General features: G+C 52.0%; 37 protein-coding genes. All 37 read left to right on the forward strand.

Annotated elements, in window-relative coordinates; genetic code table 11:
• Positions 1–153: 153 nt before the first annotated feature.
• The gene (locus RE418_RS07985; RefSeq protein WP_004930418.1) at positions 154–876 is read left to right on the forward strand and encodes a transcriptional regulator; all 723 of its coding nucleotides are present in this window, start codon (positions 154–156) and stop codon (positions 874–876) included.
• Positions 876–1,265, forward strand: coding sequence for a sulfurtransferase complex subunit TusD (gene tusD, locus RE418_RS07990; protein WP_033636259.1), 390 nt, complete (start codon positions 876–878; stop codon positions 1,263–1,265). Before RE418_RS07985 ends, tusD begins: the two co-directional genes overlap by 1 nt.
• A 7-nt stretch (positions 1,266–1,272) precedes the next feature.
• Positions 1,273–1,632 (forward strand): sulfurtransferase complex subunit TusC, encoded by a 360-nt coding sequence (gene tusC, locus RE418_RS07995; RefSeq protein WP_025304500.1) that lies wholly within the window; start codon positions 1,273–1,275, stop codon positions 1,630–1,632.
• A 9-nt stretch (positions 1,633–1,641) separates the two neighbouring features.
• Positions 1,642–1,929 carry a sulfurtransferase complex subunit TusB gene (tusB, locus tag RE418_RS08000; RefSeq protein ID WP_025304499.1) on the forward strand — a complete coding sequence of 96 codons (288 nt, stop codon included), beginning with the start codon at positions 1,642–1,644 and terminating at the stop codon, positions 1,927–1,929.
• 143 nt (positions 1,930–2,072) lie between these two features.
• Positions 2,073–2,447 carry a 30S ribosomal protein S12 gene (gene rpsL, locus RE418_RS08005; protein ID WP_004930426.1) on the forward strand — a complete coding sequence of 125 codons (375 nt, stop codon included), beginning with the start codon at positions 2,073–2,075 and terminating at the stop codon, positions 2,445–2,447.
• A gap of 96 nt (positions 2,448–2,543) precedes the next feature.
• Positions 2,544–3,014 carry a 30S ribosomal protein S7 gene (gene rpsG, locus RE418_RS08010; protein ID WP_004956203.1) on the forward strand — a complete coding sequence of 157 codons (471 nt, stop codon included), beginning with the start codon at positions 2,544–2,546 and terminating at the stop codon, positions 3,012–3,014.
• A 93-nt stretch (positions 3,015–3,107) separates the two neighbouring features.
• Positions 3,108–5,222, forward strand: a complete 2,115-nt coding sequence (gene fusA, locus RE418_RS08015; RefSeq protein WP_025304497.1) for an elongation factor G — start codon at positions 3,108–3,110, stop codon at positions 5,220–5,222.
• A 70-nt stretch (positions 5,223–5,292) separates the two neighbouring features.
• Positions 5,293–6,477, forward strand: a complete 1,185-nt coding sequence (gene tuf, locus RE418_RS08020) for an elongation factor Tu (RefSeq protein WP_015376315.1) — start codon at positions 5,293–5,295, stop codon at positions 6,475–6,477.
• A 132-nt stretch (positions 6,478–6,609) separates the two neighbouring features.
• Positions 6,610–6,804, forward strand: a complete 195-nt coding sequence (gene bfd / locus RE418_RS08025; protein ID WP_015379266.1) for a bacterioferritin-associated ferredoxin — start codon at positions 6,610–6,612, stop codon at positions 6,802–6,804.
• Positions 6,805–6,877: 73 nt separating this feature from the next.
• Positions 6,878–7,357, forward strand: coding sequence for a bacterioferritin (bfr, locus tag RE418_RS08030; protein WP_019456183.1), 480 nt, complete (start codon positions 6,878–6,880; stop codon positions 7,355–7,357).
• Positions 7,358–7,742: 385 nt separating this feature from the next.
• Positions 7,743–8,054 carry a 30S ribosomal protein S10 gene (gene rpsJ / locus RE418_RS08035; protein WP_001181005.1) on the forward strand — a complete coding sequence of 104 codons (312 nt, stop codon included), beginning with the start codon at positions 7,743–7,745 and terminating at the stop codon, positions 8,052–8,054.
• A gap of 32 nt (positions 8,055–8,086) precedes the next feature.
• Positions 8,087–8,716: a 50S ribosomal protein L3 gene (gene rplC / locus RE418_RS08040; RefSeq protein ID WP_399676041.1), complete on the forward strand. Its 630-nt coding sequence runs from the start codon at positions 8,087–8,089 to the stop codon at positions 8,714–8,716.
• A gap of 10 nt (positions 8,717–8,726) precedes the next feature.
• The gene (rplD, locus tag RE418_RS08045) at positions 8,727–9,332 is read left to right on the forward strand and encodes a 50S ribosomal protein L4 (protein ID WP_004929779.1); all 606 of its coding nucleotides are present in this window, start codon (positions 8,727–8,729) and stop codon (positions 9,330–9,332) included.
• Entirely contained in the window at positions 9,329–9,631 is a 303-nt protein-coding gene (gene rplW, locus RE418_RS08050; RefSeq protein ID WP_004951179.1) for a 50S ribosomal protein L23, read from the forward strand. Before rplD ends, rplW begins: the two co-directional genes overlap by 4 nt.
• An 18-nt stretch (positions 9,632–9,649) precedes the next feature.
• The gene (gene rplB / locus RE418_RS08055; protein ID WP_004929775.1) at positions 9,650–10,474 is read left to right on the forward strand and encodes a 50S ribosomal protein L2; all 825 of its coding nucleotides are present in this window, start codon (positions 9,650–9,652) and stop codon (positions 10,472–10,474) included.
• 14 nt (positions 10,475–10,488) lie between these two features.
• Positions 10,489–10,767, forward strand: coding sequence for a 30S ribosomal protein S19 (gene rpsS / locus RE418_RS08060; protein ID WP_004929772.1), 279 nt, complete (start codon positions 10,489–10,491; stop codon positions 10,765–10,767).
• A 14-nt stretch (positions 10,768–10,781) separates the two neighbouring features.
• On the forward strand, positions 10,782–11,114 hold the full coding sequence (gene rplV / locus RE418_RS08065; RefSeq protein WP_002223844.1) for a 50S ribosomal protein L22: 333 nt from the start codon (positions 10,782–10,784) through the stop codon (positions 11,112–11,114).
• A gap of 17 nt (positions 11,115–11,131) precedes the next feature.
• The gene (rpsC, locus tag RE418_RS08070) at positions 11,132–11,830 is read left to right on the forward strand and encodes a 30S ribosomal protein S3 (protein WP_004929766.1); all 699 of its coding nucleotides are present in this window, start codon (positions 11,132–11,134) and stop codon (positions 11,828–11,830) included.
• A 12-nt stretch (positions 11,831–11,842) separates the two neighbouring features.
• The gene (gene rplP / locus RE418_RS08075) at positions 11,843–12,253 is read left to right on the forward strand and encodes a 50S ribosomal protein L16 (protein WP_004929764.1); all 411 of its coding nucleotides are present in this window, start codon (positions 11,843–11,845) and stop codon (positions 12,251–12,253) included.
• Positions 12,253–12,444, forward strand: coding sequence for a 50S ribosomal protein L29 (gene rpmC, locus RE418_RS08080; RefSeq protein ID WP_004929762.1), 192 nt, complete (start codon positions 12,253–12,255; stop codon positions 12,442–12,444). The genes rplP and rpmC overlap by 1 nt, the downstream gene beginning before the upstream one ends.
• Positions 12,445–12,699, forward strand: a complete 255-nt coding sequence (rpsQ, locus tag RE418_RS08085; protein ID WP_004929760.1) for a 30S ribosomal protein S17 — start codon at positions 12,445–12,447, stop codon at positions 12,697–12,699.
• A 172-nt stretch (positions 12,700–12,871) separates the two neighbouring features.
• Positions 12,872–13,243, forward strand: coding sequence for a 50S ribosomal protein L14 (gene rplN, locus RE418_RS08090; protein WP_000613954.1), 372 nt, complete (start codon positions 12,872–12,874; stop codon positions 13,241–13,243).
• A 9-nt stretch (positions 13,244–13,252) separates the two neighbouring features.
• The gene (gene rplX, locus RE418_RS08095; protein WP_004929758.1) at positions 13,253–13,567 is read left to right on the forward strand and encodes a 50S ribosomal protein L24; all 315 of its coding nucleotides are present in this window, start codon (positions 13,253–13,255) and stop codon (positions 13,565–13,567) included.
• A gap of 14 nt (positions 13,568–13,581) precedes the next feature.
• Entirely contained in the window at positions 13,582–14,121 is a 540-nt protein-coding gene (rplE, locus tag RE418_RS08100) for a 50S ribosomal protein L5 (RefSeq protein WP_004929756.1), read from the forward strand.
• 13 nt (positions 14,122–14,134) lie between these two features.
• Positions 14,135–14,440: a 30S ribosomal protein S14 gene (gene rpsN, locus RE418_RS08105; protein WP_004929754.1), complete on the forward strand. Its 306-nt coding sequence runs from the start codon at positions 14,135–14,137 to the stop codon at positions 14,438–14,440.
• Positions 14,441–14,470: 30 nt separating this feature from the next.
• A complete protein-coding gene (gene rpsH / locus RE418_RS08110; protein ID WP_004929753.1) occupies positions 14,471–14,863 on the forward strand; it encodes a 30S ribosomal protein S8 in 393 nt (130 codons plus the stop codon).
• A gap of 14 nt (positions 14,864–14,877) precedes the next feature.
• Positions 14,878–15,411 carry a 50S ribosomal protein L6 gene (rplF, locus tag RE418_RS08115; protein WP_004929751.1) on the forward strand — a complete coding sequence of 178 codons (534 nt, stop codon included), beginning with the start codon at positions 14,878–14,880 and terminating at the stop codon, positions 15,409–15,411.
• A gap of 9 nt (positions 15,412–15,420) precedes the next feature.
• Positions 15,421–15,774, forward strand: a complete 354-nt coding sequence (gene rplR, locus RE418_RS08120; protein WP_004929748.1) for a 50S ribosomal protein L18 — start codon at positions 15,421–15,423, stop codon at positions 15,772–15,774.
• Between the two features lie 14 nt (positions 15,775–15,788).
• Positions 15,789–16,289, forward strand: a complete 501-nt coding sequence (gene rpsE / locus RE418_RS08125; RefSeq protein WP_004929747.1) for a 30S ribosomal protein S5 — start codon at positions 15,789–15,791, stop codon at positions 16,287–16,289.
• Between the two features lie 6 nt (positions 16,290–16,295).
• The gene (gene rpmD, locus RE418_RS08130; RefSeq protein WP_048232028.1) at positions 16,296–16,475 is read left to right on the forward strand and encodes a 50S ribosomal protein L30; all 180 of its coding nucleotides are present in this window, start codon (positions 16,296–16,298) and stop codon (positions 16,473–16,475) included.
• Positions 16,476–16,478: 3 nt separating this feature from the next.
• On the forward strand, positions 16,479–16,913 hold the full coding sequence (gene rplO, locus RE418_RS08135; RefSeq protein WP_004929742.1) for a 50S ribosomal protein L15: 435 nt from the start codon (positions 16,479–16,481) through the stop codon (positions 16,911–16,913).
• Between the two features lie 7 nt (positions 16,914–16,920).
• Complete coding sequence (gene secY, locus RE418_RS08140) at positions 16,921–18,252, forward strand: preprotein translocase subunit SecY (protein ID WP_004929740.1); 1,332 nt, start codon at positions 16,921–16,923, stop codon at positions 18,250–18,252.
• A 33-nt stretch (positions 18,253–18,285) separates the two neighbouring features.
• Positions 18,286–18,402: a 50S ribosomal protein L36 gene (rpmJ, locus tag RE418_RS08145; protein ID WP_002227352.1), complete on the forward strand. Its 117-nt coding sequence runs from the start codon at positions 18,286–18,288 to the stop codon at positions 18,400–18,402.
• A gap of 148 nt (positions 18,403–18,550) precedes the next feature.
• Entirely contained in the window at positions 18,551–18,907 is a 357-nt protein-coding gene (rpsM, locus tag RE418_RS08150; RefSeq protein WP_004929734.1) for a 30S ribosomal protein S13, read from the forward strand.
• Positions 18,908–18,923: 16 nt separating this feature from the next.
• Positions 18,924–19,313 (forward strand): 30S ribosomal protein S11, encoded by a 390-nt coding sequence (gene rpsK, locus RE418_RS08155; RefSeq protein ID WP_004929731.1) that lies wholly within the window; start codon positions 18,924–18,926, stop codon positions 19,311–19,313.
• Between the two features lie 30 nt (positions 19,314–19,343).
• Positions 19,344–19,964, forward strand: a complete 621-nt coding sequence (gene rpsD, locus RE418_RS08160) for a 30S ribosomal protein S4 (RefSeq protein WP_025304496.1) — start codon at positions 19,344–19,346, stop codon at positions 19,962–19,964.
• A 25-nt stretch (positions 19,965–19,989) separates the two neighbouring features.
• Positions 19,990–20,979 carry a DNA-directed RNA polymerase subunit alpha gene (locus RE418_RS08165; RefSeq protein ID WP_002919219.1) on the forward strand — a complete coding sequence of 330 codons (990 nt, stop codon included), beginning with the start codon at positions 19,990–19,992 and terminating at the stop codon, positions 20,977–20,979.
• Positions 20,980–20,983 lie beyond the last annotated feature (4 nt).

A 20,983-nucleotide genomic window follows, 5' to 3' on the forward strand; every position in this document is an offset into this window, starting at 1 on the left:
TGTTCCCGGCCGCCTCGCCCGCGGATGTCATCGTGCCGTTTTATGCGGCTCTCAGCCAGCCGCGCGGCGGCATGCCGACGACGGCAGCGATCCGGTCCGAGCGGTTTTAGCTGCGCCCCCTGGCACAGGCGATCTATGAGGGTGGTATCTTCGATGTCGAATTCGCTTTTATCCAGCGAAGCCAGCGAACTTGATTTGCTGAATGAACGTCCGTTTACTCAAACGGATCATGAAATCCTGAAATCCTATGAAGCGGTGGTCGACGGGCTGGCGATGTTGATCGGCGGCCACTGCGAAATCGTATTGCACGCGCTGGAAGACCTGAACAGCTCGGCGGTGCGCATCGCCAACGGGGAACACACCGGGCGCAAAATCGGCTCGCCGATCACCGACCTGGCGCTGCGCATGTTGCACGACATGGCCGGCGACGACAGCAGCGTGTCGAAAGCCTACTTTACCCGCGCCAAGAGCGGCGTGTTGATGAAATCGGTGACCATTGCCATTCGCAATCGCGAGCAGCGGGTGATCGGCTTGCTGTGCATCAACATGAACCTCGACGTGCCGTTCTCGCAGATCATGCAGACTTTTATGCCGCCGGCCACGCAGGACGTGCCGTCGTCGGTGAATTTCGCCTCTTCCGTCGACGATCTGGTGGCGCAGACGCTGGAGTTCACCATCGAAGAGGTGAACGCCGACCGCTCGGTGTCCAATAACGCCAAGAATCGCCAGGTGGTGCTCAACCTCTATGAGAAAGGCATCTTCGATATCAAGGATGCGATCAATCAGGTGGCGGATCGCCTGAATATCTCCAAACACACCGTGTATCTGTACATCCGCCAGTTCAAGAGTGGCGATCTGTTGGGAAGCGACCGTTGATGCTCGATTATTGTCTGTTGGTCACCGGCCCGGCTTACGGCACGCAGCAGGCCAGCAGCGCCTATCAGTTCGCTCAGGCTTTGCTGGCGAAAGGGCACCGGCTTTCCAGCGTTTTTTTCTACCGTGAAGGGGTGTTGAACGCCAACCAGCTGACCGCGCCGGCCAGCGACGAATTCGACCTGGTGCGCGGCTGGACGCAGCTGGCGCAGCAACACGGCGTGGCGCTCAACGTCTGCGTTGCTGCCGCGCTGCGCCGTGGCGTCACCGACGAGCAGGAGGCGGCGCAACAGGGGCTGGCAAGCGCCAACCTGCAGCCCGGCTTTACCCTGAGCGGGCTGGGTTCCCTGGCCGAAGCGTCGCTGAGTTGCGACCGTCTGGTGCAGTTCTGAGGATATGATGAAACGAGTCGCTTTTGTTTTCACCCACGGGCCGCACGGCGGTGCCGGCGGCAGGGAAGGGCTGGATGCGCTGCTTGCCACATCGGCGCTCAGTGAGGATTTGGGGGTGTTTTTTGTCGGCGATGGCGTACTGCAGCTGTTGCCGGGCCAGCAACCGGAAAAAATCTTGGCGCGCAATTACATCGCCACCTTCGGCGTGCTGCCGTTGTATGACGTGGAGCGCTGCTATCTATGCCAGGCTTCGCTGCAGGAGCGTGGGCTGAGTCAGGTGACCGATTGGGTGCTGGATGCCGAGGTGCTGGCGCCGGATGAATTGCGCCGCCAATTGGCCGGTTACGACGCCGTGATGACGTTTTAGGATCTTCTGATGCTGTATACCCTGAGCCATTCGCCAAACCAATGTGACTTACCTGCGCTGCTGCGCCTGGCGGCGGAGGGCGACGCGCTGTTGCTGCTACAGGACGGTGTGCTTGCAGGCCTTGCCGGCAGCGCTCATCTTGAATTGCTGCTCGCCGCCCCCATATCCCTTTATGCGCTGCAGGATGACCTGGAAGCCCGGGGATTGGTTGGTCATTTTTCGCACAAAATCACTGTCATCGGCTATAATCACTTCGTTGAATTAACCGAACAACACCGCAGCCAAATGGCCTGGTAATGAGAGTGATGTTGTATATTTCTTGACACCCATACTGGTCAGCCCTAAAATTCTGCGTCCTCGTACTCTGCCAATAGTGCATACGAGGGGATTTATCACATGTTTACGAAGCTAGTACGAAGCAAAAACCAGGAGCTTTTTTAATGGCAACAATTAACCAGCTGGTTCGCAAACCACGCTCTGTGAAGGCTGCTAAAAGCAACGTTCCAGCGCTGGAAGCCTGCCCGCAGAAACGTGGCGTATGCACCCGCGTATATACCACTACCCCGAAAAAACCAAACTCCGCACTGCGTAAAGTTTGCCGTGTGCGTTTGACCAACGGTTTCGAAGTGACTTCCTACATCGGTGGCGAAGGCCACAACCTGCAGGAACACTCCGTAATCCTGATCCGTGGCGGTCGTGTAAAAGACCTGCCAGGTGTGCGTTACCACACCGTCCGTGGTGCACTTGACTGCTCCGGTGTTAAAGACCGTAAGCAAGCTCGTTCCAAGTACGGCGTGAAGAAGCCAAAGGCTTAATGGTTCTCCGTTAAGTAAGGCCAAACGTTTTAACTTTAATGTCAAAATAAACTCGTAGAGTTTTGGACAATCCTGAATTAACAACGGAGTATTTCCATGCCACGTCGTCGCGTAATCGGCCAACGTAAAATCCTGCCAGATCCTAAGTTCGGATCTGAGCTGCTGGCCAAATTTGTAAATATCCTGATGGTAGACGGTAAAAAATCTACTGCAGAAGCAATCGTCTATACCGCGCTGGAGACCCTGGCTCAGCGTTCTGGTAAAGATCACCTGGAAGCTTTCGAAGTCGCTCTCGACAACGTTCGCCCGACTGTAGAAGTTAAGTCGCGTCGCGTTGGCGGTTCTACTTATCAGGTACCAGTTGAAGTCCGCCCGGTTCGTCGTAATGCTCTGGCAATGCGTTGGATCGTTGATGCTGCACGTAAACGCGGTGATAAATCCATGGCTCTGCGCCTGGCGAACGAGCTGTCTGACGCAGCAGAGAACAAAGGTTCTGCTGTTAAGAAGCGTGAAGACGTTCACCGTATGGCCGAAGCCAACAAGGCGTTCGCCCACTACCGCTGGTAATCACCTGGCTGTAGTCATGCTAACCAAGCGGGCGCGTCAAATCGGCCCGCTTGGGTTAACTGAACTTGAACGCCCTAGGAATAGAGGAATCAAATGGCTCGTACAACACCCATTGCACGCTACCGTAACATCGGTATCAGTGCTCACATCGACGCCGGTAAAACCACCACTACCGAACGTATTCTGTTCTACACCGGTGTAAACCACAAAATCGGTGAAGTTCATGACGGCGCTGCCACCATGGACTGGATGGAACAGGAGCAGGAGCGTGGTATTACCATCACTTCTGCAGCGACTACTGCTTTCTGGTCTGGTATGGCCAAGCAGTTCGAACCGCATCGCGTAAACATCATCGACACCCCAGGGCACGTTGACTTCACCATCGAAGTAGAACGTTCCATGCGTGTGCTGGATGGCGCGGTAATGGTTTACTGTGCTGTTGGTGGTGTTCAGCCACAGTCTGAAACCGTATGGCGTCAGGCTAACAAATACAAAGTGCCACGTATCGCGTTCGTTAACAAAATGGACCGTATGGGCGCTAACTTCCTGAAAGTTGTTGGCCAGATCAAATCTCGTCTGGGCGCTAACCCTGTTCCTCTGCAGCTGGCTATCGGCGCAGAAGACAAATTCACCGGCGTTATCGACCTGGTGAAAATGAAGGCGATCAACTGGAACGAAGAAGACGCAGGCGTAACCTTCGAATACGAAGACGTCCCGGCTGACATGATGGATCTGGCTGAAGAATGGCGCCAGAACCTGATCGAGTCCGCTGCGGAAGCTTCCGAAGAGCTGATGGAAAAATACCTGGGCGGCGAAGAGCTGACCGAGGAAGAAATCAAAGCAGCTCTGCGTCAGCGCGTACTGAACAACGAAATCATCCTGGTTACCTGTGGTTCTGCGTTCAAGAACAAGGGCGTGCAGGCGATGCTGGATGCGGTAATCGAATACCTGCCGGCACCAACTGACGTTCCTGCGATCAACGGTATCCTGGACGACGGTAAAGACACTCCGGCTGAGCGTCACGCAAGTGATGACGAGCCGTTCTCTGCGCTGGCGTTCAAAATCGCTACCGACCCGTTCGTAGGTAACTTGACCTTCTTCCGCGTGTACTCCGGCGTTGTTAACTCCGGCGACACCGTGCTGAACTCCGTTAAGTCTGCGCGTGAGCGTTTTGGCCGTATCGTTCAGATGCACGCCAACAAGCGTGAAGAGATCAAAGAAGTTCGCGCAGGCGACATCGCCGCTGCGATCGGTCTGAAAGACGTGACCACCGGGGACACCCTGTGTGATCCAGACTCTCCAATCATCCTGGAGCGTATGGAATTCCCTGAGCCGGTAATCTCTATCGCCGTTGAACCGAAAACCAAAGCTGACCAAGAAAAAATGGGTCTGGCTCTGGGCCGTCTGGCTAAAGAAGACCCGTCGTTCCGCGTATGGACTGACGAAGAGTCTAACCAGACCATCATCGCCGGTATGGGTGAACTGCACCTCGACATCATCGTTGACCGCATGAAGCGTGAATTCAACGTTGAAGCTAACGTGGGCAAACCTCAGGTAGCTTACCGCGAAGCGATTCGCGCGAAGATTACCGACGTTGAAGGTAAGCACGCCAAGCAGTCTGGTGGTCGCGGTCAGTACGGTCACGTTGTGATCGACATGTACCCACTGGAGCCGGGCTCTAACCCGAAAGGTTACGAGTTCGTCAACGACATCAAAGGTGGTGTAATTCCTGGCGAATACATCCCTGCCGTTGATAAAGGCATCCAGGAGCAGCTGAAGTCTGGTCCGTTGGCTGGTTACCCGGTAGTAGACATGGGTATTCGTCTGCACTTCGGTTCTTACCACGACGTTGACTCCTCTGAACTGGCGTTTAAACTGGCCGCGTCTATCGCCTTTAAAGAAGGCTTTAAGAAAGCGAAACCAGTTCTGCTTGAGCCTATCATGAAGGTTGAAGTTGAGACTCCAGAAGAGAACACCGGTGACGTTATCGGTGACTTGAGCCGTCGTCGCGGCATGCTGCGCGGTCAGGAATCTGAAGTGACTGGCGTTAAGATCCACGCTGAAGTACCGTTGTCCGAAATGTTCGGCTACGCAACTCAGCTGCGTTCTCTGACTAAAGGTCGCGCATCATACACCATGGAATTCCTGAAGTATGATGATGCACCGAACAACGTCGCTCAGGCCGTAATCGAAGCCCGTGGCAAATAAGCCGCAGGGTTAAAACCAAAGTCCCGTGCTCTCTCCAGAAGGGGAGAGCGCTATAGTAAGGAATATAGCCGTGTCTAAAGAAAAATTTGAACGTACAAAACCGCACGTTAACGTTGGTACTATCGGCCACGTTGACCACGGTAAAACTACCCTGACTGCAGCGATCACCACCGTTCTGGCTAAAACCTACGGCGGTTCTGCACGTGCTTTCGACCAGATCGATAACGCGCCAGAAGAAAAAGCTCGTGGTATCACCATCAACACCTCTCACGTTGAGTATGACACCCCGACTCGTCACTACGCGCACGTTGACTGCCCAGGGCACGCCGACTACGTGAAAAACATGATCACCGGTGCTGCTCAGATGGACGGCGCGATCCTGGTAGTAGCTGCGACTGACGGCCCAATGCCTCAGACTCGTGAGCACATCCTGCTGGGTCGTCAGGTTGGCGTTCCTTTCATCATCGTATTCATGAACAAATGCGACATGGTTGATGATGAAGAGCTGCTGGAACTGGTAGAAATGGAAGTTCGCGAACTGCTGTCCGCGTACGACTTCCCAGGCGATGACCTGCCAGTGATCCGCGGTTCCGCGCTGAAAGCGCTGGAAGGCGAAGCTGAGTGGGAAGCGAAAATCATCGAACTGGCCGAAGCCCTGGACAGCTACATCCCAGAGCCAGAGCGTGCTATCGACAAGCCGTTCCTGCTGCCAATCGAAGACGTATTCTCCATCTCCGGTCGTGGTACCGTTGTTACCGGTCGTGTTGAGCGCGGTATCATCAAAGTTGGCGAAGAAGTTGAAATCGTTGGTATCAAAGACACCGTTAAGTCTACCTGTACTGGCGTTGAAATGTTCCGCAAACTGCTGGACGAAGGCCGTGCTGGTGAGAACGTAGGTGTTCTGCTGCGTGGTATCAAACGTGAAGAAATCGAACGTGGTCAGGTACTGGCTAAACCAGGCTCCATCAAGCCGCACACCCAGTTCGAATCTGAAGTGTACATCCTGAGCAAAGATGAAGGTGGTCGTCACACGCCATTCTTCAAAGGCTACCGTCCACAGTTCTACTTCCGTACTACTGACGTGACCGGTACCATCGAACTGCCAGAAGGCGTAGAGATGGTAATGCCAGGCGACAACGTGAACATGGTTGTAACCCTGATTCACCCAATCGCGATGGACGACGGTCTGCGTTTCGCAATCCGTGAAGGCGGCCGTACTGTAGGCGCTGGTGTTGTTGCTAAAGTTATCGCTTAATCGCGAATAATTTTTCGACACAAAAAAGGGGCACTTCGGTGCCCTTTTTTTATGCAATTTGCTCAAATCTTAATTGAAATAAAAACCATTCCTATTTAGACTCAATGCATTGGTTAAGAAGTGAGTCTCTCTATGTATGTATGTCTGTGTAATGCGGTGACTGACAAAGCGATCCGTAATGCGGTGCGTCAGCACAATCCCCATACCATGAAGCAGCTGCGTGAACTTGTGCCGATTGGTACCGATTGTGGAAAGTGCATTCGTCAGGCAAGACAGATTATGGTGGAGGAACGCGGAACTATCATCCCAATGCATGAAGTTGCCTAACAAAGGGTAAGGTTATTTTTGACTCTTGGCTTACAGGTTCTACACTTTTAGAACTGGCCAGGAGGAGTTACCTATGAAAGGCGATAAAAAGATCATTGCTCACCTCAACAAGCTGCTCGGCAACGAGCTGGTTGCCATCAATCAATATTTCCTGCACGCCCGCATGTTCAAGAATTGGGGCTTAATGCGCCTCAACGACAAGGAATACCATGAGTCGATCGACGAAATGAAACATGCCGATCGCTACATCGAGCGTATCCTGTTCCTGGAAGGGCTTCCTAACCTGCAAGATCTCGGCAAGCTGAACATCGGCGAAGATATTGAAGAGATGCTGCGTTCCGATCTGGCTCTGGAGCTGGCTGGTGCCAAGAACCTGCGTGAAGGTATCGCCTATGCCGATTCTATTCACGATTATGTCAGCCGCGATTTGATGATCGATATCCTGGCCGATGAAGAAGAGCATATCGACTGGCTGGAAACCGAGCTGGACCTCATCGCTCGCCTCGGTATTCAAAACTATGCCCAGGCCCAGATTTTGGAGCGCAAAGAGTAAAGCCTTGAGCCTATTCGCCATTGCCTCTCCTGCCGGCGGCCGTTTTCACGGCGGGGCAGGGGAGAGCTCAACCCACCCTAAGCATAATTCATTCCCTGCTCACCGTGCTAACCCGCAAACTGACACTGAACGCGCAAAAATGACGATTTCCTGAGCATATTTCCAACTGCGGCTTGCTTCCTGGGCCATTTTGCGTATAATGCGCGGGCTTACCTAATCTTGGTAAGCCTGATTTTAGCGAATCAGTCGATTGGCAGGCCTTTTTTGCCTTTCGAACAATACTCCCGATATGGGGGTTATATGTTGACGATTACACTCCCCCATCAATCGAAATGGGTGTGAGGAGTAATTATTTACGTTTATAAATAATTGGAGCTCTGGTCTCATGCAGAACCAAAGAATCCGTATCCGCCTGAAAGCGTTTGATCATCGTCTGATCGATCAATCAACCGCGGAAATCGTCGAGACTGCAAAGCGCACTGGTGCGCAAGTCCGTGGTCCGATCCCGCTGCCAACTCGCAAAGAGCGCTTTACCGTTCTGATCTCTCCGCACGTCAACAAAGACGCGCGCGATCAGTACGAGATTCGCACTCACAAGCGTCTGGTTGACATCGTTGAGCCAACCGAGAAAACCGTTGATGCTCTGATGCGTCTGGATCTGGCTGCCGGTGTAGACGTGCAGATCAGCCTGGGTTAATCAGGTCATTGAGCGATTGAGAGGTTGAAACAATGATTGGTTTAGTCGGTAAAAAAGTGGGTATGACCCGTATCTTCACTGAAGATGGCGTTTCTATCCCAGTAACCGTAATTGAAATTGAAGCGAACCGCGTGACTCAGGTTAAAAGCCTGGACACCGACGGTTACCGTGCCGTTCAGGTTACCACTGGTAGCAAAAAAGCTAACCGTGTAACCAAGCCGGAAGCGGGCCATTTCGCTAAAGCTGGCGTTGAAGCTGGCCGTGGTCTGTGGGAATTCGGCCTTGAAGAAGGTCAAGAGTTCGCTGCAGGTCAGGAAATTAGCGTAGAAATCTTCGCTGACGTTAAAAAAGTCGATGTTACCGGTACTTCTAAAGGTAAAGGTTTTGCTGGCACTGTTAAGCGCTGGAACTTCCGTACCCAAGACGCTACCCACGGTAACTCCTTGTCTCACCGCGTTCCGGGTTCTATCGGTCAGAACCAGACTCCGGGCAAAGTGTTCAAAGGCAAGAAAATGGCTGGCCACCTGGGTGATGAGCGCGTAACCGTTCAGAGCCTGGACGTAGTACGTGTTGACGCTGAGCGCAACCTGCTGCTGGTTAAGGGTGCTGTACCGGGCGCAACCGGTGGCAACCTGATCGTTAAACCAGCTGTGAAGGCGTAAGGGGATAGCAATGGAATTAGTATTGAAAGACGCGCAAAGCGCGCTGACTGTTTCCGAAACTACCTTCGGTCGTGATTTCAACGAAGCGCTGGTACACCAGGTTGTTGTTGCTTATGCAGCAGGTGCCCGTCAAGGTACCCGTGCTCAGAAGACCCGTGCTGAAGTAACTGGTTCCGGCAAAAAGCCATGGCGTCAGAAAGGCACCGGCCGTGCGCGTTCAGGTTCTGTAAAGAGCCCGATCTGGCGTTCAGGCGGCGTGACCTTTGCTGCTAAGCCACAGGACCACAGTCAGAAAGTAAACAAAAAGATGTACCGCGGCGCGCTGAAAAGCATCCTGTCCGAGCTGGTACGTCAAGATCGTCTGATCGTTGTCGAGAAGTTCTCTGTAGAAGCGCCTAAAACTAAGCTGCTGGCACAGAAACTGAAAGATATGGCTCTGGAAGACGTGCTGATCGTGACCGGTGAACTGGATGAGAATCTGTTCCTGGCAGCTCGCAACCTGTACAAGGTTGACGTGCGCGATGTAGCAGGTATCGATCCGGTTAGCCTGATCGCCTTCGACAAAGTGGTTATGACTGCTGATGCTGTGAAGCAAGTTGAGGAGATGCTGGCATGATCCGTGAAGAACGTTTGCTGAAAGTGCTGCGTGCACCGCACGTATCTGAAAAAGCATCCGCTGCGATGGAAAAAAGCAACACCATCGTTCTCAAAGTTGCCAAAGACGCGACCAAAGCAGAAATCAAAGCTGCAGTGCAGAAACTGTTTGAAGTCGAAGTCGAAGACGTGAACACCCTGGTAGTTAAAGGGAAAGTGAAGCGTCACGGTCAGCGTGTTGGTCGTCGTAGCGACTGGAAAAAAGCTTACGTCACCCTGAAAGAAGGCCAGAATCTGGACTTCATCGGCGGCGCAGAGTAAGTCGGAGGAGTAAGAACAATGGCAATTGTTAAATGTAAACCTACATCTCCGGGTCGTCGCCACGTTGTTAAAGTGGTTAACCCTGAGCTGCACAAGGGTAAACCTTATGCCCCGCTGCTGGAAAAACTGAGCAAAAGCGGTGGTCGTAACAACAATGGCCGTATCACCACCCGTCATATCGGTGGTGGCCACAAGCAACATTATCGTCTGGTTGACTTCAAGCGCAACAAAGACGGTATCCCTGCTGTGGTTGAGCGTCTGGAGTACGATCCGAACCGTTCCGCGAACATCGCGCTGGTTCTGTACAAAGACGGCGAACGCCGTTACATCCTGGCGCCGAAAGGCCTGAAAGCTGGTGACCAGATTCAATCTGGCGTTGATGCTGCAATCAAAGCGGGCAACACCCTGCCGATGCGCAACATTCCAGTTGGTTCAACGGTTCACAACGTAGAAATGAAACCAGGTAAAGGCGGCCAGATGGCTCGCTCCGCTGGTGCCTACGTTCAGATCGTTGCTCGTGATGGTTCCTACGTAACTCTGCGTCTGCGCTCTGGCGAAATGCGTAAAGTTCCAGCTGATTGCCGCGCCACCCTGGGTGAAGTCGGTAACGCTGAACACATGCTTCGCGTTCTGGGTAAAGCAGGTGCTGCACGTTGGCGTGGTGTTCGTCCTACCGTTCGCGGTACGGCGATGAACCCGGTAGATCACCCGCACGGTGGTGGTGAAGGTCGTAACTTTGGTAAGCACCCGGTAACTCCGTGGGGCGTTCAGACCAAAGGTAAGAAGACCCGTAGCAACAAGCGTACTGATAAGTTCATCGTACGTCGCCGTAGCAAAAAATAATTAGAGGATAAGCCATGCCACGTTCTCTCAAGAAAGGTCCTTTTATTGACCTGCACTTGCTGAAGAAGGTAGAGAAAGCGGTGGAAAGCGGTGACAAGAAGCCTTTGCGCACTTGGTCCCGTCGTTCAACGATCTTTCCTAACATGATCGGTTTGACCATCGCTGTCCATAATGGTCGTCAGCACGTACCAGTGTTCGTTTCCGATGAAATGGTCGGTCACAAACTGGGTGAATTCGCGCCGACTCGTACTTATCGCGGCCATGCGGCTGATAAAAAAGCTAAAAAGCGCTAAGGTAGGAGGAAGAGATGGAAACTATCGCTAAACATCGCCACGCTCGTTCTTCTGCTCAGAAGGTTCGCCTTGTTGCTGACCTGATTCGCGGTAAGAAAGTGTCGCAAGCTCTGGAAACTCTGACCTACACCAACAAGAAAGCTGCTGGTCTGGTTAAGAAAGTGCTGGAGTCTGCCATTGCTAACGCAGAACACAACGATGGCGCTGACATCGATGATCTGAAAGTTACGAAAATCTTCGTAGACGAAGGCCCAAGCATGAAGCGCATTATGCCGCGTGCGAAAGGTCGTGCAGATCGCATCCTGAAGCGCACCAGCCACATTACTGTGGTTGTGTCCGATCGCTGAGACTCTGGAGACTAGCAATGGGTCAGAAAGTACATCCTAATGGTATTCGCCTGGGTATTGTCAAACCTTGGAACTCTACTTGGTATGCGAATACCAAAGAATTCGCTGACAACCTGGACAGCGACTTTAAAGTTCGTCAATTCCTGACTAAGGAACTGTCGAAAGCTTCCGTTTCTCGCATCGTTATCGAGCGTCCTGCGAAGAGCATCCGTGTGACCATTCACACTGCTCGCCCAGGCATCGTTATCGGCAAGAAAGGTGAAGACGTCGAAAAACTGCGCAAGGTCGTAGCGGACATCGCTGGCGTTCCTGCACAGATCAACATCGCCGAAGTCCGTAAACCGGAACTCGACGCTAAATTGGTTGCTGACAGCATCACTTCTCAGCTGGAACGTCGCGTTATGTTCCGTCGTGCTATGAAGCGTGCAGTACAGAACGCAATGCGTCTTGGCGCTAAAGGTATCAAAGTTGAAGTAAGCGGCCGTCTTGGCGGCGCTGAAATCGCACGTACCGAATGGTACCGCGAAGGTCGTGTTCCATTGCACACTCTGCGTGCGGACATCGACTACAACACATCTGAAGCGCACACCACTTATGGTGTAATCGGCGTTAAGGTATGGATCTTCAAAGGTGAGATCCTGGGTGGTATGGCTGCAGTTGAACAACCGGAACCGGCTGCTCAACCTAAAAAGCAGCAGCGTAAAGGCCGCAAGTAAGGAGAGTCGCTGATGTTACAACCAAAGCGTACAAAATTCCGTAAGGTGCACAAGGGCCGCAACCGTGGTCTGGCGCAAGGTACGGATGTTAGCTTCGGCACTTTCGGTCTGAAAGCTGTTGGCCGTGGCCGTCTGACTGCTCGTCAAATCGAAGCAGCTCGTCGTGCAATGACTCGTGCAGTTAAGCGTCAAGGCAAGATCTGGATCCGTGTATTCCCGGACAAACCGATCACCGAGAAGCCGCTGGAAGTGCGTATGGGTAAAGGTAAGGGTAACGTGGAGTATTGGGTTGCCCTGATCCAGCCTGGTAAGGTCCTGTACGAAATGGACGGCGTGCCAGAAGAGGTTGCCCGCGAGGCATTCAAACTGGCAGCAGCGAAACTGCCGATCAAAACCACCTTTGTAACTAAGACGGTGATGTAATGAAAGCACAAGAGCTGCGTGAAAAAAGCGTTGAAGAGCTGAATGCCGAGCTGCTCAACCTGCTGCGTGAGCAATTCAACTTGCGCATGCAGGCGGCCAGTGGCCAGCTGCAACAAACTCACCTGTTGAAACAAGTGCGTCGTGACGTCGCACGCGTTAAGACTTTACTGACTCAAAAGGCGGGTGTGTAAATGACTGAAGTTATCCGTACCCTGCAGGGTCGTGTTGTTAGCGATAAAATGGAGAAATCCATCGTTGTTGCTATCGAACGTACTGTGAAGCACCCGATCTACGGGAAATTCATCAAACGTACGACCAAGCTGCACGTACATGACGAGAACAACGAATGTGGTACCGGCGACGTGGTGGAAATCCGCGAATGCCGCCCACTGTCCAAGACTAAGTCCTGGACGTTGGTTCGCGTTGTAGAGAAAGCGATTCTGTAATAGAGTAGCTGGCTCTCACTTAATAAACGGCTCAGAAAATGAGCCGTTTATTTTTTCTACCCATACCAAGTAAGCGGTGTTATAATGCTGCGCCCTCGGTTATGGGGCTTTTCAACGGCCTAATTTTTACTTGGGTCTTTAAAGTAGTAGTTGACATTAGCGGAGCACTAAAATGATCCAAGAACAGACTATGCTGAACGTCGCCGACAACTCCGGTGCACGTCGCGTAATGTGTATCAAGGTTCTAGGTGGCTCGCACCGTCGCTACGCAGGCGTCGGCGACATCATCAAAATTACCATCAAGGAAGCAATTCCTCGCGGTAAGGTGAAGAAAGGCGATGTTCTGAAGGCGGTAGTGGTGCGCACCAAGAAGGGTGTACGTCGCCCGGACGGTTCTGTCATTCGCTTCGATGGCAATGCATGCGTTATTTTGAACAATAACAGCGAGCAGCCTATCGGTACGCGTATTTTTGGGCCGGTAACTCGTGAACTGCGTAATGAGAAGTTCATGAAAATTATCTCTCTGGCACCAGAAGTACTCTAAGGAGCGAACATGGCAGCGAAGATCCGTCGTGATGACGAAGTTATCGTGATTACCGGGAAAGACAAAGGTAAGCGCGGTAAAGTAAAAAATGTCCTGTCTGCTGGCAAGGTCATTGTTGAAGGCATCAACCTGGTTAAGAAACACCAGAAGCCGGTTCCGGCTCTGAACCAACCAGGCGGCATTGTTGAAAAAGAAGCTGCAATTCAGGTTTCTAACATTGCTATCTTCAACGCGGCTACCGGCAAGGCTGACCGTGTAGGCTTTAGATTCGAAGACGGCAAAAAAGTCCGTTTCTTCAAGTCTAACAGCGAAACTATCAAGTAATTTGGAGTAATACGATGGCGAAACTGCATGATTACTACAAAGACGAGGTAGTCAAACAACTGATGTCTCAGTTTGATTACAACTCTGTCATGCAAGTCCCTCGGGTCGAGAAGATCACCCTGAACATGGGTGTTGGTGAAGCGATTGCTGACAAGAAACTGCTGGATAACGCCGCAGCGGACCTGGCAGCTATCTCCGGTCAAAAACCGTTGATCACCAAAGCCCGCAAATCTGTTGCAGGCTTCAAAATCCGTCAGGGCTATCCGATCGGCTGTAAAGTAACTCTGCGTGGCGAACGCATGTGGGAGTTCTTTGAGCGTCTGATCTCCATTGCTGTTCCACGAATCCGTGACTTCCGTGGCCTGTCCGCCAAGTCATTCGATGGCCGTGGCAACTACAGCATGGGCGTGCGTGAGCAAATCATCTTCCCAGAAATCGACTACGACAAAGTCGATCGCGTTCGTGGTTTGGATATTACCATTACCACTACTGCGAAATCTGATGATGAAGGCCGCGCGCTGCTGGCTGCTTTTAACTTCCCGTTCCGCAAGTAAGGCAGGGTTACTGATGGCTAAGCAATCAATGAAAGCACGCGAAGTCAAGCGCGTGAAATTAGCTGACAAGTTCTTTGCAAAACGCGCTGAACTGAAAGCTATTATCTCTGATGTGAACGCATCCGATGAAGATCGTTGGAATGCCGTTCTCAAGCTGCAAACTCTGCCGCGTGATTCCAGCCCGTCTCGTCAGCGTAAACGCTGCCGCCAAACTGGCCGTCCACATGGTTATGTGGGCAAATTCGGGTTGAGCCGTATTAAGCTTCGTGAAGCCGCTATGCGCGGTGAAGTACCAGGCTTGAAAAAGGCTAGCTGGTAATTACCAATTGAATCACGGGAGTAAAGACAGATGAGCATGCAAGATCCGATCGCGGATATGCTGACCCGTATCCGTAACGGTCAAGCCGCGAACAAAGTTGCGGTCACCATGCCTTCCTCCAAGCTGAAAGTGGCAATTGCCAACGTGCTGAAGGAAGAAGGTTTTATTGAAGATTTCAAAATCGAAGGCGACGCCAAGCCTGTTCTGGAACTGGTACTGAAGTACTTCCAGGGCAAAGCTGTGGTAGAAAGCATTCAACGTATCAGCCGTCCAGGTCTGCGCATCTACAAGAAAAAAGATGAGCTGCCAAAAGTTATGGCCGGTTTGGGTATCGCTGTTGTTTCTACCTCTAAAGGTGTTATGACCGATCGTGCAGCTCGCCAGGCTGGTCTTGGTGGCGAGATTATCTGCTACGTAGCTTAATTCGGGAGGAAAGAATGTCTCGTGTTGCAAAAGCACCCGTCGTCATTCCTGCCGGCGTAGAGGTAAAACTCAACGGTCAGGTTATTTCGATTAAGGGTAAAAACGGCGAGTTGACTCGTACTATCCACGACGCCGTTGAAGTGAAGCAAGAAGCTAACGCACTGACTTTCGCTCCGCGCGAAGGTTTTGCTAACGCATGGGCTCAAGCGGGTACCACGCGCGCTCTGCTGAACGCAATGGTTGTTGGTGTTACCGAAGGCTTCACCAAAAAGCTTCAACTGGTAGGTGTTGGTTATCGTGCTGCCGTTAAAGGCAACGTGGTGAATTTGGCCCTGGGCTTCTCTCACCCTATCGATCACCAGCTGCCGGCAGGTATCACTGCTGAATGCCCAAGCCAAACTGAGATCGTGCTGAAAGGCGCTGATAAGCAGGTTATTGGCCAGGTAGCAGCAGATCTGCGCGCTTACCGTCGTCCTGAGCCTTACAAAGGCAAAGGTGTTCGTTACGCCGACGAAGTCGTGCGTACCAAAGAGGCTAAGAAGAAGTAAGGTAACACTATGGATAAGAAATCTGCTCGTATCCGTCGTGCGACCCGCGCACGCCGCAAGCTCCAAGAGCTGGGTGCAACCCGCCTGGTGGTACATCGTACCCCGCGTCATATTTACGCACAGGTGATTGCTCCAAACGGTTCTGAAGTACTGGTAGCCGCTTCTACTTTAGAAAAAGCTATCGCGGAGCAACTGAAGTATTCCGGTAACAAAGACGCAGCAGCAGCCGTAGGTAAAGCTCTGGCTGAGCGCGCGTTGGAAAAAGGGATTGCGAAAGTATCCTTTGACCGTTCCGGTTTCCAATATCATGGTCGAGTCCAGGCACTGGCAGATGCTGCCCGTGAAGCTGGCCTTCAGTTCTAAGGAAGAGGTTTAAGATGGCTCACATCGAAAAACAAGCTGGCGAACTGCAGGAAAAGCTGATCGCGGTAAACCGCGTATCTAAAACCGTAAAAGGTGGCCGTATTTTCAGCTTTACCGCACTGACTGTAGTTGGTGATGGTAACGGTCGCGTTGGTTTTGGCTACGGCAAAGCACGCGAAGTTCCAGCAGCGATCCAGAAAGCGATGGAAAAAGCCCGTCGCAACATGATGAACGTCGCGCTGAACAGCGGCACCCTGCAGCACCCTGTTAAGGGCGCTCACACGGGTTCTCGCGTGTTCATGCAGCCTGCTCATGAAGGTACCGGTATCATCGCGGGTGGTGCAATGCGCGCCGTTCTCGAAGTTGCTGGGGTGCACAACGTATTGGCTAAAGCTTATGGTTCCACCAACCCGATCAACGTGGTTCGTGCAACTATCGACGCTCTGGCGAATATGAAGTCTCCTGAAATGGTCGCTGCTAAGCGTGGTAAATCCGTTGCCGACATTCTGGGGTAATTGACCATGGCTAAGACTATTAAAGTTACACAAACTCGCAGCTCAATTGGCCGTCTGCCGAAGCATAAAGCTACTCTGCTCGGTCTGGGTCTGCGTCGTATTGGTCACACCGTAGAGCGCGAGGATACTCCTGCTGTTCGCGGTATGGTCAACCTGGTTTCCTACATGGTTAAAGTTGAGGAGTAACAGATGCGTTTAAATACTCTGTCTCCGGCTGAAGGTGCCAAGCATGCGCCTAAGCGTGTAGGTCGTGGTATTGGTTCTGGCCTGGGTAAAACCGGCGGCCGTGGTCACAAAGGTCAGAAGTCTCGTTCTGGCGGTGGCGTACGTCGTGGTTTTGAAGGTGGTCAGATGCCTCTGTACCGTCGTCTGCCGAAATTCGGCTTCACTTCACGCAAAGCGATGATCACGGCAGAAGTTCGTCTGTCTGAACTGGCTCTGGTTGAAGGCGATGTTATCGACCTGAACGCGCTGAAAGCCGCTAACGTAGTTGGTGTCCAGATCGAATTCGCGAAAGTTGTACTTTCTGGCGAAGTCGCTCGTCCGGTAACCCTGCGTGGTCTGCGTGTCACCAAAGGCGCTCGTGCTGCTATCGAGGCTGCTGGCGGTAAAATTGAGGAATAAGTAGCAGATGGCTAAGCAACCAGGATTAGATTTTCAAAGTGCTAAAGGCGGGCTCGGCGAGCTGAAGCGCAGACTTTTGTTTGTCATCGGCGCGCTGATTGTCTTCCGCATCGGCTCTTTCATTCCGATTCCTGGTATCGATGCCACTGTGCTTGCCAAATTGCTTGAGCAGCAGAGAGGCACTATCATTGAAATGTTTAACATGTTCTCTGGTGGTGCCCTCAGCCGTGCTTCTATCTTTGCTCTGGGGATCATGCCGTATATCTCGGCATCGATCATTATCCAGCTGCTGACGGTGGTTCATCCAGCGTTGGCGGAAATCAAGAAAGAAGGGGAGGCTGGCCGTCGCAAGATTAGCCAGTACACCCGTTACGGTACGCTGGTATTGGCCATATTCCAGTCGATTGGTATTGCTACCGGTCTGCCGAATATGCCTGGTATGCAGGGCCTGGTGTTAAATCCAGGCTTTGCATTCTACTTTACTGCGGTTGTGAGCCTGGTAACCGGGACAATGTTCCTGATGTGGCTGGGTGAGCAGATTACTGAGCGCGGTATCGGCAACGGTATCTCGATCATTATCTTCGCGGGTATTGTAGCGGGGCTCCCGCCGGCAGTGGCCCATACTATCGAGCAAGCGCGGCAAGGCGACCTGCACTTCCTCCTGCTGCTGTTGGTTGCAGTATTGGTGTTTGCAGTAACCTTCTTCGTTGTTTTCATCGAGCGTGGTCAACGTCGTATCGTCGTTAACTATGCGAAGCGTCAACAAGGTCGTCGTGTTTATGCAGCACAGAGTACACATTTACCGTTGAAAGTGAACATGGCGGGTGTTATCCCGGCGATTTTCGCTTCCAGCATTATTCTGTTCCCGGCCACGATTGCATCATGGTTTGGGGGCGGTACCGGTTGGAACTGGCTGACTACGATTTCGCTGTATTTGCAGCCAGGGCAACCGCTTTATGTGTTACTCTATGCGTCTGCAATCATCTTCTTCTGTTTCTTCTACACGGCGTTGGTTTTCAACCCGCGTGAGACAGCAGATAACCTGAAGAAGTCCGGTGCCTTCGTACCAGGAATTCGTCCGGGAGAGCAAACGGCGAAGTATATCGATAAAGTAATGACGCGTTTAACCCTGGTGGGCGCGATGTACATTACTTTCATCTGCCTGATCCCGGAGTTCATGCGTGATGCAATGAAAGTACCATTCTACTTTGGTGGTACCTCGCTACTGATCGTGGTTGTCGTCATCATGGACTTTATGGCTCAAGTGCAAACTCTGATGATGTCAAGTCAGTACGAGTCTGCATTGAAGAAAGCAAATCTGAAAGGCTATAACCGCTAGTCAGATTCGTTTGAGAAGTTACGGAGAGTAAAAATGAAAGTTCGTGCTTCCGTCAAGAAATTATGTCGTAACTGCAAAATCGTTAAGCGTAACGGTGTCGTTCGTGTGATTTGCAGCGCCGAGCCGAAGCATAAACAGCGTCAAGGCTGATTATCTCGCATATTTTTCTTGCAAAGTTGGGTTGAGCTGGCTAGATTAGCCAGCCAATCTTTTGTATGTCGCACTGCAACATTATTTGAGTATCCTGAAAACGGGCTTTTCAGAATGGTGTTGCTGTATAAAATAGTAGGAGTGCATAGTGGCCCGTATAGCAGGCATTAACATTCCTGATCATAAACATACCGTTATCGCCTTAACGTCGATCTTCGGTATCGGTAAAACCCGTTCACAGGCTATCTGTGCATCCACGGGTATTGCTGAAAATGTTAAGATCAGTGAGCTGTCTGAAGAGCAAATCGAAAAGCTTCGTGATGCAGTTGCCAAATACACCGTCGAGGGTGATTTGCGTCGTGAAATTACCCTGAGCATCAAGCGTCTTATGGACCTTGGTTGCTATCGTGGTTTGCGTCATCGTCGTGGTCTGCCGGTACGCGGTCAGCGCACCAAGACCAACGCTCGTACCCGTAAGGGTCCGCGCAAGCCGATCAAGAAATAATCGGGGTTATTGAATAATGGCAAAGGCACCTGTTCGTACACGTAAGCGTGTAAGAAAGCAAGTCTCTGACGGCGTGGCTCATATCCATGCTTCTTTCAACAACACCATCGTTACCATCACTGATCGTCAGGGTAATGCTTTGGGTTGGGCAACAGCCGGTGGTTCCGGTTTCCGTGGTTCTCGTAAGTCCACTCCGTTCGCAGCACAGGTTGCAGCAGAACGTTGTGCTGACGCAGTAAAAGAATACGGTATCAAGAACCTGGAAGTTATGGTTAAAGGACCTGGTCCTGGTCGTGAGTCTACTATCCGCGCTCTGAACGCGGCTGGTTTCCGCATCACTAATATTACTGATGTGACTCCGATCCCTCATAACGGTTGTCGTCCGCCGAAAAAGCGCCGCGTGTAACGCAGCTTTTAGGATTGTTGGAGAAAGAAAATGGCAAGATATTTGGGTCCTAAGCTCAAGCTGAGCCGTCGTGAGGGCACAGACCTGTTCCTTAAGTCTGGCGTTCGCGCGATCGATTCCAAGTGTAAAATTGAACAAGCACCTGGTCAGCACGGTGCGCGTAAACCGCGTCTGTCTGATTACGGTGTTCAGTTGCGTGAGAAGCAGAAAGTTCGCCGTATGTACGGCATTCTGGAGCGTCAATTCCGTAACTATTACAAAGAAGCAACCCGCCTGAAGGGCAACACCGGTGAAAACCTGTTGCAGCTGCTGGAAGGTCGTCTGGACAACGTTGTTTACCGTATGGGCTTCGGCGCTACTCGTGCAGAGTCACGTCAGCTGGTTAGCCACAAAGCAGTTATGGTAAACGGTCACGTTGTTAACATCGCTTCTTATCAGGTATCTCCGAATGACGTAGTCAGCATCCGCGAGAAAGCTAAAAAGCAGTCTCGTGTTAAAGCTTCTCTGGAGCTGGCTGAGCAGCGTGAAAAGCCGACTTGGCTGGAAGTTGATGCTGCTAAGATGGAAGGCGTGTTCAAGCGTATGCCTGAACGTACCGATCTGTCTGCGGACATTAACGAACACCTGATCGTCGAGCTTTACTCCAAGTAAAGCTTAGTACCAAAGAGAGGACACAATGCAGGGTTCTGTGACAGAGTTTCTAAAACCGCGCCTGGTAGATATCGAGCAAGTCAGTTCGACGCACGCCAAGGTGACCCTTGAGCCTTTAGAGCGTGGCTTTGGCCATACTCTTGGCAACGCACTGCGCCGTATTCTGCTTTCATCTATGCCGGGTTGCGCGGTGACCGAGGTTGAGATTGATGGTGTACTGCATGAGTACAGCACCAAAGAAGGCGTACAGGAAGATATCCTGGAGATCCTGCTCAACCTGAAAGGGCTGGCGGTGAGAGTTCAAGGCAAAGACGAAGTTATTCTTACCCTGAATAAATCTGGCATTGGCCCTGTGACCGCTGCCGACATCACCCATGATGGTGATGTCGAAATCGTCAAGCCTCAGCACGTGATTTGCCACCTGACTGATGAGAACGCGGCTATCAGCATGCGTATCAAAGTTCAGCGCGGTCGCGGTTATGTGCCGGCTTCTGCCCGAATTCATTCGGAAGAAGATGAGCGCCCAATCGGTCGTCTGTTGGTTGACGCCTGCTACAGCCCTGTAGAGCGTATCGCCTACAATGTTGAAGCTGCGCGTGTAGAACAGCGTACTGACTTGGATAAGCTGGTCATCGAGATGGAGACCAATGGCACGATCGATCCTGAAGAGGCGATCCGCCGTGCGGCCACCATTCTGGCTGAACAACTTGAAGCTTTCGTTGACCTGCGTGATGTGCGTCAGCCGGAAGTTAAAGAAGAGAAACCAGAGTTCGATCCGATCTTGCTGCGCCCTGTTGACGATCTGGAATTGACTGTCCGCTCTGCTAACTGCCTCAAGGCAGAAGCTATCCACTACATCGGTGATCTGGTACAGCGTACCGAGGTTGAGTTGCTGAAAACGCCAAACCTGGGTAAAAAATCTCTTACCGAGATTAAAGACGTGCTGGCCTCACGTGGTCTGTCTCTGGGCATGCGCCTGGAAAACTGGCCGCCGGCAAGCATTGCTGACGAGTAACCGG

Source organism: Serratia sp. szju, assembly GCF_044594185.1.
Lineage (GTDB): Bacteria > Pseudomonadota > Gammaproteobacteria > Enterobacterales > Enterobacteriaceae > Serratia > Serratia bockelmannii.

Excerpts from the sequence above, each read along its gene's own strand:
- rplW (WP_004951179.1), top strand. The coding sequence starts at position 9,329 with ATGATCCGTGAAGAACGTTTGCTGAAAGTGCTGCGTGCACCGCACGTA.
- rpmJ (WP_002227352.1), top strand. The coding sequence starts at position 18,286 with ATGAAAGTTCGTGCTTCCGTCAAGAAATTATGTCGTAACTGCAAAATC.
- tusC (WP_025304500.1), top strand. The coding sequence starts at position 1,273 with ATGAAACGAGTCGCTTTTGTTTTCACCCACGGGCCGCACGGCGGTGCC.
- rpsK (WP_004929731.1), top strand. The coding sequence starts at position 18,924 with ATGGCAAAGGCACCTGTTCGTACACGTAAGCGTGTAAGAAAGCAAGTC.
- fusA (WP_025304497.1), top strand. The coding sequence starts at position 3,108 with ATGGCTCGTACAACACCCATTGCACGCTACCGTAACATCGGTATCAGT.
- rpsQ (WP_004929760.1), top strand. The coding sequence starts at position 12,445 with ATGACTGAAGTTATCCGTACCCTGCAGGGTCGTGTTGTTAGCGATAAA.
- rpsG (WP_004956203.1), top strand. The coding sequence starts at position 2,544 with ATGCCACGTCGTCGCGTAATCGGCCAACGTAAAATCCTGCCAGATCCT.
- rpsH (WP_004929753.1), top strand. The coding sequence starts at position 14,471 with ATGAGCATGCAAGATCCGATCGCGGATATGCTGACCCGTATCCGTAAC.
- rpmD (WP_048232028.1), top strand. The coding sequence starts at position 16,296 with ATGGCTAAGACTATTAAAGTTACACAAACTCGCAGCTCAATTGGCCGT.
- rpsN (WP_004929754.1), top strand. The coding sequence starts at position 14,135 with ATGGCTAAGCAATCAATGAAAGCACGCGAAGTCAAGCGCGTGAAATTA.
- tusB (WP_025304499.1), top strand. The coding sequence starts at position 1,642 with ATGCTGTATACCCTGAGCCATTCGCCAAACCAATGTGACTTACCTGCG.
- rpsS (WP_004929772.1), top strand. The coding sequence starts at position 10,489 with ATGCCACGTTCTCTCAAGAAAGGTCCTTTTATTGACCTGCACTTGCTG.
- rplE (WP_004929756.1), top strand. The coding sequence starts at position 13,582 with ATGGCGAAACTGCATGATTACTACAAAGACGAGGTAGTCAAACAACTG.
- rplN (WP_000613954.1), top strand. The coding sequence starts at position 12,872 with ATGATCCAAGAACAGACTATGCTGAACGTCGCCGACAACTCCGGTGCA.
- tusD (WP_033636259.1), top strand. The coding sequence starts at position 876 with ATGCTCGATTATTGTCTGTTGGTCACCGGCCCGGCTTACGGCACGCAG.
- bfd (WP_015379266.1), top strand. The coding sequence starts at position 6,610 with ATGTATGTATGTCTGTGTAATGCGGTGACTGACAAAGCGATCCGTAAT.
- rplX (WP_004929758.1), top strand. The coding sequence starts at position 13,253 with ATGGCAGCGAAGATCCGTCGTGATGACGAAGTTATCGTGATTACCGGG.
- rplD (WP_004929779.1), top strand. The coding sequence starts at position 8,727 with ATGGAATTAGTATTGAAAGACGCGCAAAGCGCGCTGACTGTTTCCGAA.
- rpsL (WP_004930426.1), top strand. The coding sequence starts at position 2,073 with ATGGCAACAATTAACCAGCTGGTTCGCAAACCACGCTCTGTGAAGGCT.
- rpmC (WP_004929762.1), top strand. The coding sequence starts at position 12,253 with ATGAAAGCACAAGAGCTGCGTGAAAAAAGCGTTGAAGAGCTGAATGCC.
- RE418_RS08165 (WP_002919219.1), top strand. The coding sequence starts at position 19,990 with ATGCAGGGTTCTGTGACAGAGTTTCTAAAACCGCGCCTGGTAGATATC.
- rpsC (WP_004929766.1), top strand. The coding sequence starts at position 11,132 with ATGGGTCAGAAAGTACATCCTAATGGTATTCGCCTGGGTATTGTCAAA.
- secY (WP_004929740.1), top strand. The coding sequence starts at position 16,921 with ATGGCTAAGCAACCAGGATTAGATTTTCAAAGTGCTAAAGGCGGGCTC.
- rpsE (WP_004929747.1), top strand. The coding sequence starts at position 15,789 with ATGGCTCACATCGAAAAACAAGCTGGCGAACTGCAGGAAAAGCTGATC.
- RE418_RS07985 (WP_004930418.1), top strand. The coding sequence starts at position 154 with ATGTCGAATTCGCTTTTATCCAGCGAAGCCAGCGAACTTGATTTGCTG.
- rplV (WP_002223844.1), top strand. The coding sequence starts at position 10,782 with ATGGAAACTATCGCTAAACATCGCCACGCTCGTTCTTCTGCTCAGAAG.
- rplP (WP_004929764.1), top strand. The coding sequence starts at position 11,843 with ATGTTACAACCAAAGCGTACAAAATTCCGTAAGGTGCACAAGGGCCGC.
- rplF (WP_004929751.1), top strand. The coding sequence starts at position 14,878 with ATGTCTCGTGTTGCAAAAGCACCCGTCGTCATTCCTGCCGGCGTAGAG.
- rpsD (WP_025304496.1), top strand. The coding sequence starts at position 19,344 with ATGGCAAGATATTTGGGTCCTAAGCTCAAGCTGAGCCGTCGTGAGGGC.
- bfr (WP_019456183.1), top strand. The coding sequence starts at position 6,878 with ATGAAAGGCGATAAAAAGATCATTGCTCACCTCAACAAGCTGCTCGGC.
- rpsJ (WP_001181005.1), top strand. The coding sequence starts at position 7,743 with ATGCAGAACCAAAGAATCCGTATCCGCCTGAAAGCGTTTGATCATCGT.
- rplO (WP_004929742.1), top strand. The coding sequence starts at position 16,479 with ATGCGTTTAAATACTCTGTCTCCGGCTGAAGGTGCCAAGCATGCGCCT.
- rplR (WP_004929748.1), top strand. The coding sequence starts at position 15,421 with ATGGATAAGAAATCTGCTCGTATCCGTCGTGCGACCCGCGCACGCCGC.
- rplC (WP_399676041.1), top strand. The coding sequence starts at position 8,087 with ATGATTGGTTTAGTCGGTAAAAAAGTGGGTATGACCCGTATCTTCACT.
- rplB (WP_004929775.1), top strand. The coding sequence starts at position 9,650 with ATGGCAATTGTTAAATGTAAACCTACATCTCCGGGTCGTCGCCACGTT.